This is a genomic window from Angustibacter speluncae (assembly GCF_054777815.1).
Genome location: NZ_BAAHAF010000074.1, coordinates 23,718 through 36,631, shown reverse-complemented (window position 1 = coordinate 36,631; position 12,914 = coordinate 23,718). Strand labels below are relative to the sequence as shown.

Below are 12,914 nucleotides of genomic sequence, written 5' to 3'. Positions count from 1 at the left end.
GCGACGCGGCCCCGAGTCTAGACGTCCCCGGGCGGGGTCCCCTTCACGGTGCGGCGCAGCACCGCCCGCTCGGCGGCGGCCAGGTCGACCAGGCGGGGTGCCGCGGCACCCTCCCGCAGCCGCCGGACCGACGGGTCGTCGAGCTCGTGGACGCGCTCGGCGGCCCGCAGCACGTCGGTGATCTCGTGCCCGATCAGCTCGTGGTGCTCGAGCAGGGCGTCGCGCAGCGCCTCGACCAGGTGCCGCTTGCCGTCGAGCAGCGTGCGCACGTGCGCCTTCTGCTCGTGCATGAGCGCCTCGAGCTCCTCGCGCGCCCGGCCGTCGCCGACCACGCGGCCCACCAGGTTCTCGGACGAGAACGCCGAGCCCTGGACGGCCGCGAGCGAGACCAGGCTGTCGCCCATGCCGGCGGCGCCGATCATCTGCGCACCCACCGTCGTCGCGTACTGCAGGTCGCTGCTCGGGCCCGTGGACACGTCGCCGAAGAACAGCTCCTCGGCCACCTGGCCGCCGAACGCGATCCGGATCAGCGCCGTCAGCTCGGCCTTGGAGCGGGTGTAGACGTCGTCGGCGTCGCCGTGCGCGAGCAGACCGAGGGCGCTGGCGCGCTTGATGATCGAGAGCACCTCCAGGCGGCGGTGCGGCGCCTCCAGGTACGCCGTGACGGCGTGCCCGGCCTCGTGCGTCGCGATCAGCCGCTGCTCGTGGAGCGTGTAGCCCACCGGCTGGCCGAGGCCCACGCCGACGACGAGGCGGGCGCGCTCGAGGTCCTTCCACGACATCGCGGTGGCGTCGCGGCGCACCGCGTTCACCAGCGCCTCGTCCATGAGGTGCTCGATCATCACCGGGCTGTGGCCCTGGGTGATGCCGGCGAGCGCGTCGCGGCGCTCCGGGTCGTCGAGCTCGGCGTCGTGGGCCTTGCGCGCCAGGAAGTGGTCGACCAGCTCGCGGCGGCCGGCCTTGTCGGGCAGGTCGAAGGTGAGCCGGCGGTCGAACCGGCCCGGGCGCAGCAGCGCCGGGTCGAGGTTGTCGGCGCGGTTGGTGGCGGCGATCAGCAGCACGTCGAGCGGCTCGGTGCGCGGGCGCGGCAGCTGCCGGCCCTGCGGCAGCAGCAGGTTGACCGCGTCGACGCCCTTGCCGAGCAGCTTCTCCCAGCCGGTCGGCTGGTCGAACGACTGCATCTGCACGAGCAGCTCGTTCACCACGCCGCCGACGCCCTCGCTGGTGACGCCGCGGTGCACGACCGGACCGGCCGCGCCTGCGACGGAGCCGGAGGCGGCGGTGCTCGGCGGCAGCCCCTCGAGGCCGCCGCAGCAGGTGACCGAGTGCGAGGCCGGCAGCGGCGGGGCCGCCGAGGCGCTCATGCCGCCGCGCACGGTGGCGATCGCGTCGATCTCCTCGATGAAGCCGATCGCGCCGCCCTCCTTGCGCGCGGCCTTGCGCAGCGCCTTGAAGTACGAGCGGATCTTGCGGGCGGTGGCGCCGTAGTACATCGACTGGAACGAGGTGCCCGACACGAACAGGAACGGGACGCCCGCCTCGGCCGCCATCGCCTTGGCCATGTGGGTCTTGCCGGTGCCCGGGCTGCCCTCGAACAGCAGGCCGCGCCGCGGCGTGCCACCCATCTCGCGGCGGAAGGTGCGGGCGGCGAGGAACAGGTCGAGGGAGCGGAGGACGTCCTCCTTGACCGGGGCCAGGCCCTTCACGTCGTCCATCCGCACGTCGATCTGCTCCGGCCGCACCACCAGGTGCGGCGAGCGCCCGGCGACCACCGTCGTCCCGAGCAGCGCCACGATGAGCACCAGGAAGAACAGGCCGGACATGAAGTACAGCGGGTCGATCACCGGCAGCTGCGGCCAGGTCAGCGGGTCGCCGGTCAGGTAGCGGAACCACCAGTACGCCAGCAGCGGCCCCGCGACGGCCACGAACACCAGCAGCCGGCGCTGGCGGGCGCGCTCGCGGGCCCGTCCCACGTCGGCGGGGTCGCGCCGCAGTCGCGCGGACCCCGTGCGTGCCGCCCGCGCGGACGGTGCGGCCTGGGTGCTGGTGTCGGTCACGGCGCCTCCCGGTGTCGTCGACCCCAGAGGTACCCCGGGCGCGCCGGGCACGAAACCGCACGTCCCTCGTCCGGACGGCCGGTGCGCGCGGGTCACCCGGTCGGACGCAGCCGTGGTGCCCCGAAAGGGCTCCCGACCGGCTCAGTCCTGCTCGACCCAGCCGTCGTGGGCCTCGGCGAGCCGCTCGAGGTCGTCGTCGGGCACGGCCAGGGCGGCCGGGCCGGGGTCGAGCGCGACGACCCACTGGGCGTCCTCGAGGTCGTCGTCGCCCGCGAGCAGCTCGCGGTGCACGCCGGCCGCCACGCCGAGCGCGCCCAGGGCGGCCGCCACCACGTCGGCGGCGTCGCGCTCGGGCAGCACCAGCAGCCGGCGCCGCCGCAGGCGCGAGCGCACGGCCTGCACGACCGGGACGTCGGCCTCCAGCCACGCGACGGCCCCCGCCGGGTCGTCGTCGAGGGGCAGCCAGCGCACCTCGTCGTGGTCGGGCCCGGGCGCGGGCTCGGTGCCCCCGGTGGCGACGCCGAGCCGCACCCGCAGGGTGCCGCCGTCCCCGATCGGCCAGGCACCGCCGAGCGGTCCGGCGACCGCCGGACCGAGGCGGGCGACCAGGGCCAGCTCCTCGTGCAGCTCGCGGGCCAGCGCCTCGTCCGGGTGCTCCCCCGGCTCGACATTGCCGCCGGGCAGCTCCCAGCCACCGGCCAGCGCGCCGCGGCTGCGCCGGGCGGCGAGCAGCGCGGTGGGCGCGTCGAGGTCGTCGACCAGCGCCACCGCGACGACGGAGAGGGTCACGGTCGGGCTACGGGGCGGCGAGCTTCACCTTGGCCTCGGCGAAGTGGCACGCCGTGAGGTGCCCCTCCGAGGCCCCCTCGTGGCGCACCAGCGGCGGCTCCTCGGTGGCGCAGACGTCCTGCGCCTTCCAGCAGCGGGTGCGGAACCGGCAGCCGGACGGCGGGTTGAGCGGGCTCGGCACGTCGCCGGTGAGGATGACCCGCTCGCGCCCGCGCTCGACCTTCGGGTCGGCCGACGGCGCGGCCGACATCAGCGCCTGCGTGTACGGGTGCATCGGGCGGTCGTAGAGGTCGTCCTTGTCGGCGATCTCGACGATCTTGCCCAGGTACATCACCGCGACCCGGGTGCTGATGTGCCGCACCACGGACAGGTCGTGGGCGATGAACATGTAGGCCAGGCCGAGCCGCTCCTGCAGGTCCTCGAGCAGGTTGACCACGCCGGCCTGCACCGACACGTCGAGGGCCGAGACCGGCTCGTCGAGCACGAGCATCTTCGGCTCGAGCGCGAGCGCGCGGGCGATGCCGACGCGCTGGCGCTGGCCGCCGGAGAACTCGTGCGGGTAGCGGTTGCCGTGCTCGGGGTTCAGACCGACCAGCTGCAGCAGCTCGGCGACGCGCGCCTTGCCGGTCTTGTCGTTCTTCCACAGCCCGTGCACCTTGAGCGGCTCGCCGATGATGTCGTTGACCGGCATCTTCGGGTTGAGCGAGGCGTACGGGTCCTGGAACACGATCTGCAGCTCGCGGCGCACCGGCCGCATCTCCGCGGCCGACAGCCCGGTGAGCTCGCGCCCCTCGAACCGCACCGACCCCGAGGTCGGCGTGTGCAGCTGCAGCACGGCGCGACCGGTCGTCGACTTGCCGCAGCCGGACTCGCCCACCACGCCGAGGGTCTCGCCGGCGTCGATGTGGAAGGTGACCCCCGACACCGCCTGGACGTGGCCGACGACGCTGCGCAGCAGGCCCCCGCCCTTGACCGGGAAGTTCATGACGAGGTCCTCGACCTCGAGCAGCCGGGTGGTCCGCCCCTCGCCCGAGGTCGCGGCCTCGGGCGCGGTGCCGGACTCCTTCTGCAGTGACGTCACGTGAGGACCTCGCTCTGGGTGCGGAAGAAGGTGGTCGGGTCGTCGGACTCGGCCATGGTCTGCCAGTGGTGGCAGGCCGCGTAGTGGTCGTGGTCGTCGGTGAGGGTGAGCGTCGGCTCGACCTCGCGGCACGTGTCGCTCGCCAGCGGGCAGCGCGGGCTGAACGGGCAGCCCTTCGGCAGGTTGATGAGCGAGGGCGGTGCGCCCTTGATCGGCCGCAGCCGGCTGTCGGCGCCCGACATCGACGGCATCGAGCCGAGGAGGCCGGCGGTGTACGGCATCCGCGGCCGGTAGAAGACGTCGTCGGTGCCGCCGATCTCGACCGGGCGGCCCGCGTACATGACCAGCACGCGGTGGGCCATGCCGGCCACCACGCCGAGGTCGTGGGTGATCAGGATGATCGCCGCGTTGACGGCGTCCTTCACCTCGATCAGCTTCTCCAGGATCTGGGCCTGGACGGTGACGTCGAGGGCGGTCGTGGGCTCGTCCGCGATGATGACGTCCGGGTTGTTGATGACCGCCATCGCGATCATCGCCCGCTGCCGCATGCCGCCGGAGAACTCGTGCGGGTAGTTCCTCAGCCGCGCCTTGGGCTGCGGGATGCCGACCAGGTCGAGCATCTCCTCGGCGCGCTTCAGCGCCACCGACCGCGGCACCGCGGCGTGCGAGCGCACGGCCTCGGCCAGCTGGTCGCCGATCGAGTAGACCGGGTTCAGCGCGGTCATCGGGTCCTGGAAGATCATCGCGATCTTGCGGCCCCGCAGCGTGCGCTGCTCCTGCTGCGACATCGTCAGGACGTCCTTGCCGCGGTAGAGCGCGCGGCCGGTGATGCGGGCGCTCTTCGGCAGCAGGCCCATCAGCGCCATCGACGACACCGACTTGCCGGAGCCGGACTCGCCGACGATGCCCAGCACCTCGCGCTCGCGCAGCGAGTACGAGACGCCGCGGACGGCCTGGACCAGGCCGTCCTCGGTCGGGAACCCGACGGTGAGGTCCTCGACCCGCAGGACCTCCTCGGCCGAGGAGAGGCGAACGTCGCTGGAACCCCACCCCGAGGTGACGTGGGTGTTCTCGGCGGACTCGACCAGCGGGTCGTGCACCAGGCCGGGCCCGGTGGGCTGGTCGGGAGCGAAGTCGGTCATCAGTTGCGCACCCTCTGCTGCCGCGGGTCGTAGGCGTCGCGCAGCCCGTCCCCGATGAAGTTGACCGCCAGCGCGATGGCGATGATGAACAGTCCCGGCCACCAGAACAACCACGGTCTGACGAGGAACGCCGCCTCGTACTCGCTGATCAGCGCCCCGAGCGAGGTGTCGGGTGCCTTCACCCCGAAGCCCAGGTAGCTGATCGCGGTCTCGAGCAGGATCGCGCCGGCGATCGCGAGCGTGGCCGACACGATGATCACGCCGATCACGTTCGGCAGGATGTGCTTGAAGATGATCCGGCCGCTGCCGGCGCCCATGGCGCGCGCCGCCTCCACGAACTCCTTCTCGCGCAGCGACAGGAACTCGCCGCGCACCAGGCGCGCCAGGCCGGTCCAGGTCACCAGGCCGAGGACGATCGCGAGCAGCAGGATGCCGGACGAGCCCCACTTGCGGCCGAGCACGGCGGCGATGACCAGGGTCGGGATGGTGATCATGACGTCGGTGAAGCGCATGAGCACGGCCTCGATCCAGCCGCGGAAGTACCCGGCGACCGCGCCGATCAGGGTGCCGACGGCCGTCGAGGTCAGGCCCACGACGAACGCGATGATGAGCGAGCGCTGGGCCCCGCGCATCGTCAGCGCGAAGTAGTCCTTGCCGACGTTGTCCTGGCCGAACGGGTTCTCACCGATCGAGAAGCCGTCGCCGTCGAGCCACGGGATCAGGTCGAGGGTCGGTGCGCCGCGGTTCACGACGGTGCTGGGGTCGAGGTAGCTCTTGCTCCACCAGCCGGGGATCGGGCCGAAGCCGATCGAGGTGAACGCCAGCACCACCACGAACGCCAGCACGATCATGCCGCCGAGCGCGCCGCGGTGGCGCAGGAAGCGCCGCCGCACGAGCTCGGCCTGGCTGCGGGCCTTGATCGACATGCCCTGGGCCTGGACGCTCGTGGCGTCCAGGTCCGAGGCGCTCTTCGTGCCGGTGTCCTTCGTGGCCGCGGCCACCTTGCCCTCGTCCTCGGGGGCCGTACCGGGAACCTGCTGCGTCATGGTGCGTCCTTGGGTGTCGACGTCGCTGGAGTCGTGCGCGGTGCGCGGCGCGGGTGCGTCGCGACCCGTCCGGTCAGGACAGGCGGATCCGCGGATCGAGGTAGGCGTAGAGGATGTCGGCGATCATGTTGAACAGCACGATCGCCGAGCCGGTCACGATGAAGAACGCCATCACGGTGTTCGGGTCGACCAGCGTCAGGCCCTCGTTGAACATCGTGCCCATGCCGTCCCAGCCGAAGACCTTCTCGGTGATGATCGCGCCGCCGACGATGCCGGCGAAGTCGAAGGCCATCAGCGTGGTGACGGGGATCAGGGCGTTGCGGAACGCGTGCCGCATGACGACGGTGCGCTCGGTGAGGCCCTTCGAGCGGGCGGTGCGCACGTAGTCCTGGTTCATCACCTCGAGCATGCTCGCCCGGGTGTACCGGGTGTAGGTGGCGAACGAGACCAGGATCAGGGCCACGGTCGGCAGGATCAGGTGCGTCTGGGTGTCGACGTACTCGCCCCAGAAGTCGCCCGAGTAGTTCGGGGTGTTGGAGCCGATCGTCGAGATCACGCGGCCCCCGACCCGGCCGCTGTAGGCGGGGACGGCGAGCAGCACGTGGTCCCAGAAGATGAGGCCGCCGGTCAGCAGGCCGGTGAGCACCGCCGAGCGGGCGGCCTGGCTCTTGTCGAGACCGCCGACCAGGTACCCGATGCCGACGCAGACGGCGACGGTGATCGCCGCGAGCATCACGATGTGCCACCACGACGGGTTGATCAGCACCGGCTGGGTGGCGAAGAAGCTGACGATGCCGCCGGCGGCCGCGATGAGCGAGGCGTACAGCACGCGGCGCTTTGCCAGACCGGAGACGAGCGCGGTCATCAGGAAAGCCAGGCCGATGGCGGACACGGCGATCAGCGCGATGCCCAGCGACGGGGTCTTGAACCAGCGCACGAGCGACAGGTAGACCAGCACGGCCGCGGTGGCGACGCCGGCGGAGGCGAACGTGATGATGCGGCGCTTGGCGTCGCCGCCGACCACGGCCATCCAGAACAGGGCGCTGAACAGCGCCACCCCGATGACCACGGGGATCGGGATCTGCGGGTCGCGCAGCCAGTCGTTGAAGGTGATCGCGCCGTACTGCTTCAGCAGCACCGCGACCCAGAACGACGGCAGGGAGAAGAAGACGAAGGCGGCGAAGGTGATCGAGTAGTCGAAGCCGCTGTACTGGCGCAGCGCCGAGACGATGCCGATCGTGATGCCGACGACGATGGCGACCAGGGCCGCGGTGAGCACCAGGCGCAGGGTCTGGCCCATGGCCAGCGACAGGATCGCCGAGACGTCCTGGCCGAACCGGTTCTTGCCGAGGTCGCAGTCGACGAACGGGAGCACGCAGCCGCTGATGCCGCGCAGCCAGCCGAGGTAGCGCAGGGGCGGGGGCACCTCGAGCTGCATGATCTCGGTGCGCGCGTCGATCTTCGCCTGGCGGTTCGGCGAGCGGTCCTCGCGCAGGTCGGCCAGGGGGTCACCCGAGATCGCGGTCAGCACGTACACGAGGAACGTGGCGACGAGCAGGACGAAGAACGAGACGATCAACCTGCGGATGATGAAGACGAGCACGTCTGTCACCTCTCGGGTCCGGGTGACCGGGTGTGGCCGGTACGGGGTCGTCGAGCGACGGTGGCGAGGTCGTCACCACGTCGTCGTGGGGGCGGCTGCGGAACCCGATGACAATAGGCCCTGCCGGCGGCGCTGCGACACCCGGTGGGGCGGTACCCAGCATCCGGGGCTCTGATGGGCCGTCACCGGCGCCGCTCGTGGAAGGAGGCCGGGAGCATGGCTCCCGGCCCCCGCGTCCGGTGGGTCCGGGTGGACCCCCGCGTGCGCGGGGGTCCACCCGGACCGGGGTGGTGAAGGTGCTCAGGTCCGGTCGGACCAGGTCACCTCACCGGTGTCACTGGGCCAGGTCCCACTTCTGCATGTTCCAGGTGACCTGGGACTGCGAGGGCTGGAAGGTGACGTTCTCCACGGTGTTGTCGTAGGCCACGACACCGGGGAAGTAGAAGATCGGGATGGTGGCCAGGTCGTCCCACAGGATCTTCTCGATCTGCTTGATCAGCTCGACCTGCTCGTCCGGGTCGGGCGTCACGTCGAGCTGCGGCAGCAGGGTGTCGATCTCGGTGTTGGTGTACTTGCCGTTGTTCTGGCCGCCACCGGTGGTGAAGATCGAGCTGTTGCCGGAGATGAGCGGCGAGCCCGACCAGGCGAACAGCGCCACGTCGAAGTTGCCGCCCGCGAGACCGGCGTCGAAGAAGTCGGCCTGACCGGCGTCCTGGACGTCGAAACCGGCCTGGTTGCACGAGGCGCGGATGAGGTCGACCTCGTTGGTACGACGCTGGTTCGGCGTGTTGTAGCCGATCCGGACGACGGTGCCGGCGGCACCGGCGGCGTCGACGAGGGCCTTGGCCTCCTCGATGTTCGCGGTGTCGTACGAGCCGTCGTAGATCGCGCCGACGACGTCCTCGTAGGCCGGCTGGAAGCCGTAGACGAAGCGCGAGTTCGCGACCTCGGCGTTGGCGTTGACCGGCTTGATCAGGCTCTCGACGATCTGGTCGCGCGGCACGCACAGGGCGAACGCACGACGCAGGTTCGCGTCGGCCATGGCACCCGCGAAGTTGAAGTCGAGGTGCTCGTAGGTGAACTCGTCACCCTGGGCGACGGTGATCTGGTCACCGACGGCCTCGAGCTGGGAGATCACGTCCGGGTTCGGCTGCGGCTCGGCGATCTGGATGTCGCCGTTCTGCAGGGCCTGCGCCTGCGACTCCTGCTCGATGAAGCGGATGATGACCGTCTTGGCGACGGCGGGGGTGCCCCAGTACTCCTCGTTCGCCTCGAGGGTGATCGACTGACCGGGCTCCCAGGCGCCGATCTTGTACGGGCCGGACGACGGCACGAGGGCCTCGTCGATCTCACCCGGGTTGAAGCGCCAGCCGGTGTTCCAGAAGTCGGCGACCTTCTGCAGGGACGCGGTGTCGTCCTCCTGGACGGCAGCGATGATGTCCTCGACGCCCGACTGCTCCTCGGCCACGTGCGCCGGCAGGATGCCGCTGACGCCCGCGATCCAGTCGGAGTACTGGTCGGTGTAGACGATCGTGAAGTCCTTGTCGCCGTCCTCGCAGGTCGGCTTCTCCATCAGCTCGACGCCGGCGGTGGACGCCGTGTCGAACATGATCGTCTCACCCTGGTCGTAGGTGCCCGAGTTGGCGGCCCAGAACAGCATGATGTCGTCGCAGTCGATGGCCTCGCCGTCGGACCAGACCGCGTCCGGGTTGATCGAGTACTCGACGGTCAGCGGGTCGTCGCTGGTCTTCTCGTAGGTGCCGAACTCCTCGATCGGCTGGACGGTGCCGTCCTCGCCGAACTCCCAGAAGCCGGTCTGCACCTGGTTGAGCACCACGGTGTTCTTGACGGCGTTGTCCTGGCTCGTGCCGTTGTTGTAGGCGCTGAACTCCTGCTCGTGCGCGACCGTGATGGTGATGTCCTTGGTCGCGGCGCCGCCGTCGGCGGACGTCTCGCTCGCGGTCGGCGTGTCGCCTCCGGTGCTGCAGGCGGCGAGGGCGATCGAGCCTCCGGCCAGCAGCGCCAGGATCTTGGCGCCCTTGTGCATGGTGCTCAAGGTGTGGTTCCTCCTCGGGTGGGGGTTGCCCGTCCCGGTGCGTGCACCGGTGCGGACGTCGGGACGTCCCGGTCGGGACGGCACGACGGACCTGCCTGGGTCGGGTGTCACCGAACACCAGCCCGCGTCGACCTCGCAAGGACGACCAGCCGGGTGTTATCGAGATGAGACCGACAGGTGTCCGGGCGGTGTCCGGGCCTTCTTCCGGCGTGACCGGGCCGTGACCGCAAGACCTGCGCCGGGCGCCGCGCCCCGCCCTGTAGCGTCGGCCCGGTGACGCGGTTCGTGCTCACCCCCGACGTGGCGCTGCGCCTCGCCCGCGAGGGCACGGCGCCGGCCGAGGGGCACCGCCTGGTCGCCCCCGCGACGATCCGCTCCCAGCTGGTGTCGCGGCTGTACCGCGACTCGCTCGCCGGCGGCGTCACCCGCGCCGAGGCCCGCAGGCTCCTCGACCACGTGCGCTCGCTCGACCTGCGCCTGCTCGGCGACCGGGTGTCGCAGGCGCGGGCGTGGGACGTCGCCGCCGAGCTCGGGTGGGACGACACCGTCGACGCCGAGTACGTGGCGCTGGTGCAGCTGCAGGCCGACGCCCTGGTCACGCTCGACGCCGCGCTGGCCCGCGCGGCGTCGGCGCTCGTCGAGGTGGCGTCCTACGACGACCTCGGCGCGTCCTGACCGCGGGCGGCGACGCGCCGCACGGCGTCGGCGACGGCCTGCGGGTGGGTCAGGGGGACCATGTGCCCCGCCCCCGCGACCGTGGTGACGGGCGCCGAGAGGGTGCGGCACCAGTCCGGCGGCGCGATCCGGTCGTGCTCGCCCCGCACGACCTCGACCGGGACGTCCAGGCCCGCGAGCGCGTGGTCGGTGCGGTACCGGCGGACGACCGTCATGCCGCGGCGCATGCTCGCCGCCCCCGTGCGCGCGTACTGCGGCACCAGGGCCGGCGCCTCCCAGGGCCGCTCGTGACGCGCCGTGCGCAGCCACTGCCCGACCATCCGAGGCCAGGTGGCGGCGCGCGGGTCGGTGACGGGCCCGACCAGGACCAGGCCCGCGACCCGGACGCGGCGGGCGACCTCGACGACCACCGGGCAGCTCGCGGAGTGTCCGACCACGACGGCGGGCGCGGCCGGCAGCAGCGCGGCGACCCGGTCGGCCTGCGCCTCGACCCCGAGGTCGGTGCCCCGCAGCGCGCCCAGCCCCATCGACGGCAGCGGCACCACCGCGGCCGGCGCGTCGAGCAGCGCCCGCACGCCGCGCCACTCCCGCGCCGTCAGCCCCAGCCCGGGTACGAGGACGACGGGCGGCGGCATCTCGGGAGCCTAGGGCGGCGGCATGCTGGGTGCCTGGCGTGTCGAGGACGGCCGGGTGGTTCCGACGTCCCGCTCGACCGGCCTCTCCCCAGCCACCTGCGAGACGGAGCCCCCGATGACCGCACCGACGCCCTACCTGTCCCTGCCCGGCACCGCCCGCGAGGCGCTCACCTTCTACCAGGGGGTGTTCGGCGGCGAGCTCTCGCTGCACACGCTGGCCGAGTTCGGCCGCGAGGACGGGCCGTCCGACGCGATCGCGCACGGCGAGCTGCAGGGCCCCGTGCGGCTGTTCGCCTCCGACGCCGGGCCGGACGCCGCCCCGCTGCGACTCGAGGGCGTGCTGCTGGCGCTGCTCGGCACGGCCGAACCGGCCGTCATGGGGCGGTGGTTCGAGGCGCTGTGCGAGGGCGGCATCGACGTCGACCCCCTGCAGCGCCGCCCCTGGGGCGACCACGACGGCCAGGTCACCGACCGCTACGGCGTCCGCTGGCTCCTCGGCCACCAGGGCTGAGGGGCGGGACGCGGGAAGGCTGCACCGTCCGACCCCCGGGAGGGGGTCGGGTCGTGCACCCATCGACGTCTCCACGCGGCGCCCGCGGTCCGGCGGTGTCGGTCGCCAGCGAGGCGTCCGCCCGCCGGACCGCAAGCCCTATCGTCCTGCCCGAGGTCTCCGAGGAGGAGAAGAGGTCGTGGCCCCGGACGTTCTCCGAGTCGGAGGAGTGGCTCTCGATGGTGGTCAGACGTTGAAGCGGAACTCCACGACGTCGCCGTCGGCCATGACGTAGTCCTTGCCCTCGATGCGGACCTTGCCGCGGGCCTTGGCCTCGGCCATCGAGCCGGCCTCGACGAGGTCGTCGAAGGAGACGATCTCGGCCTTGATGAAGCCGCGCTGGAAGTCGGTGTGGATGACACCCGCGGCCTGCGGGGCCGTCCACCCCCTGCCGATGGTCCAGGCGCGCGACTCCTTCGGTCCGGCCGTCAGGTAGGTCTGCAGACCGAGCGTCTCGAAGCCGACCCGGGCCAGCTGGTCGAGGCCGGACTCGGTGGCGCCGAACGAGGCCAGCAGCTCGGCGGCGTCGTCGGGCTCGAGCTCGGTCAGGTCGGCCTCGATCTTCGCGTCGAGGAAGATCGCCTCGGCGGGGGCGACCAGGGCGCGCATGCGCTCCTTGAGGTCGTCGTCGGTGAGCCCGTCCTCGTCGACGTTGAAGACGTAGAGGAACGGCTTGCCGGTCATCAGGCCGAGCTCCTTGAGCGCGGCGGTGTCGATGCCGGCCTTCGCAGCGCCGGCGAACAGGGTGGTGCCCTGCTCGAGCAGCGCCTGCGCGGCGACGGCGGCGTCGAGCACCGCCTTGTCGGCCTTCTTGCCCTTGACCTCCTTCTCCAGCCGCGGGATCGCGCGCTCGAGGGTCTGCAGGTCGGCCAGGACCAGCTCGGTGTTGATCGTCTCGATGTCGGACGCCGGGTCGACGCGGCCGTCGACGTGCACGACGTCGGGGTCGGCGAAGGCGCGGATGACCTGGCAGATGGCGTCGGCCTCGCGGATGTTCGCGAGGAACTTGTTGCCGAGCCCCTCCCCCTCGCTGGCCCCCTTCACGATGCCGGCGATGTCGACGAACGACACCGGCGCGGGCAGGATCTTCGCGCTCCCGTGGATCTTCGCGAGGGCGTCGAGCCGCGGGTCGGGCAGCGGGACCACGCCGACGTTGGGCTCGATCGTGGCGAACGGGTAGTTCGCGGCGAGCACGTCGTTGCGGGTCAGCGCGTTGAAGAGAGTGGACTTGCCGACGTTGGGCAGTCCGACGATGCCGATGGTGAGGGCCACGGGGACAA

Annotated in this window: 11 protein-coding genes; 2 read left to right on the top strand and 9 right to left on the bottom strand. The window is 71.9% G+C overall.

Going from position 1 to position 12,914, the window contains the following annotated elements; translation table 11 throughout:
* Positions 1–17: 17 nt before the first annotated feature.
* From ACYVKY_RS09010 to ACYVKY_RS08980, 7 genes are all read right to left on the bottom strand, one after another.
* Positions 18–2,057: an FtsH/Yme1/Tma family ATP-dependent metallopeptidase gene (locus tag ACYVKY_RS09010; protein ID WP_460434635.1), complete on the bottom strand. Its 2,040-nt coding sequence runs from the start codon at positions 2,055–2,057 to the stop codon at positions 18–20.
* 141 nt (positions 2,058–2,198) lie between these two features.
* Positions 2,199–2,846 carry an NUDIX hydrolase gene (locus ACYVKY_RS09005; RefSeq protein ID WP_460434634.1) on the bottom strand — a complete coding sequence of 216 codons (648 nt, stop codon included), beginning with the start codon at positions 2,844–2,846 and terminating at the stop codon, positions 2,199–2,201.
* A gap of 7 nt (positions 2,847–2,853) precedes the next feature.
* Positions 2,854–3,927 carry an ABC transporter ATP-binding protein gene (locus tag ACYVKY_RS09000; RefSeq protein WP_460434633.1) on the bottom strand — a complete coding sequence of 358 codons (1,074 nt, stop codon included), beginning with the start codon at positions 3,925–3,927 and terminating at the stop codon, positions 2,854–2,856.
* Positions 3,924–5,069 carry an ABC transporter ATP-binding protein gene (locus tag ACYVKY_RS08995; RefSeq protein WP_460434632.1) on the bottom strand — a complete coding sequence of 382 codons (1,146 nt, stop codon included), beginning with the start codon at positions 5,067–5,069 and terminating at the stop codon, positions 3,924–3,926. The genes ACYVKY_RS09000 and ACYVKY_RS08995 overlap by 4 nt, the downstream gene beginning before the upstream one ends.
* Positions 5,069–6,115, bottom strand: a complete 1,047-nt coding sequence (locus tag ACYVKY_RS08990; RefSeq protein ID WP_460434631.1) for an ABC transporter permease — start codon at positions 6,113–6,115, stop codon at positions 5,069–5,071. The genes ACYVKY_RS08995 and ACYVKY_RS08990 overlap by 1 nt, the downstream gene beginning before the upstream one ends.
* A 73-nt stretch (positions 6,116–6,188) precedes the next feature.
* Complete coding sequence (locus ACYVKY_RS08985; protein ID WP_460434630.1) at positions 6,189–7,718, bottom strand: ABC transporter permease; 1,530 nt, start codon at positions 7,716–7,718, stop codon at positions 6,189–6,191.
* A gap of 334 nt (positions 7,719–8,052) precedes the next feature.
* Positions 8,053–9,765: an ABC transporter family substrate-binding protein gene (locus tag ACYVKY_RS08980; protein ID WP_460434666.1), complete on the bottom strand. Its 1,713-nt coding sequence runs from the start codon at positions 9,763–9,765 to the stop codon at positions 8,053–8,055.
* 282 nt (positions 9,766–10,047) lie between these two features.
* On the opposite strand from ACYVKY_RS08980, the gene ACYVKY_RS08975 reads away from it, so the two are divergent.
* A complete protein-coding gene (locus ACYVKY_RS08975) occupies positions 10,048–10,449 on the top strand; it encodes a hypothetical protein (protein WP_460434629.1) in 402 nt (133 codons plus the stop codon).
* On the opposite strand, the gene ACYVKY_RS08970 is transcribed toward ACYVKY_RS08975, so the two are convergent.
* Positions 10,425–11,084, bottom strand: a complete 660-nt coding sequence (locus ACYVKY_RS08970) for an alpha/beta fold hydrolase (protein WP_460434628.1) — start codon at positions 11,082–11,084, stop codon at positions 10,425–10,427. The two genes, ACYVKY_RS08975 and ACYVKY_RS08970, sit on opposite strands and share 25 nt — an antisense overlap.
* A gap of 115 nt (positions 11,085–11,199) precedes the next feature.
* Here ACYVKY_RS08970 and ACYVKY_RS08965 point away from each other — a divergent pair, with 115 nt between their 5' ends.
* Positions 11,200–11,595, top strand: a complete 396-nt coding sequence (locus ACYVKY_RS08965; RefSeq protein ID WP_460434627.1) for a VOC family protein — start codon at positions 11,200–11,202, stop codon at positions 11,593–11,595.
* 225 nt (positions 11,596–11,820) lie between these two features.
* On the opposite strand, the gene ychF is transcribed toward ACYVKY_RS08965, so the two are convergent.
* Entirely contained in the window at positions 11,821–12,906 is a 1,086-nt protein-coding gene (gene ychF, locus ACYVKY_RS08960; RefSeq protein ID WP_460434626.1) for a redox-regulated ATPase YchF, read from the bottom strand.
* Positions 12,907–12,914: the final 8 nt, after the last annotated feature.

Excerpts from the sequence above, each read along its gene's own strand:
- ACYVKY_RS08995 (WP_460434632.1), bottom strand. The coding sequence starts at position 5,069 with ATGACCGACTTCGCTCCCGACCAGCCCACCGGGCCCGGCCTGGTGCAC.
- ACYVKY_RS08990 (WP_460434631.1), bottom strand. The coding sequence starts at position 6,115 with ATGACGCAGCAGGTTCCCGGTACGGCCCCCGAGGACGAGGGCAAGGTG.
- ACYVKY_RS08980 (WP_460434666.1), bottom strand. The coding sequence starts at position 9,765 with ATGCACAAGGGCGCCAAGATCCTGGCGCTGCTGGCCGGAGGCTCGATC.
- ACYVKY_RS08970 (WP_460434628.1), bottom strand. The coding sequence starts at position 11,084 with ATGCCGCCGCCCGTCGTCCTCGTACCCGGGCTGGGGCTGACGGCGCGG.
- ACYVKY_RS08965 (WP_460434627.1), top strand. The coding sequence starts at position 11,200 with ATGACCGCACCGACGCCCTACCTGTCCCTGCCCGGCACCGCCCGCGAG.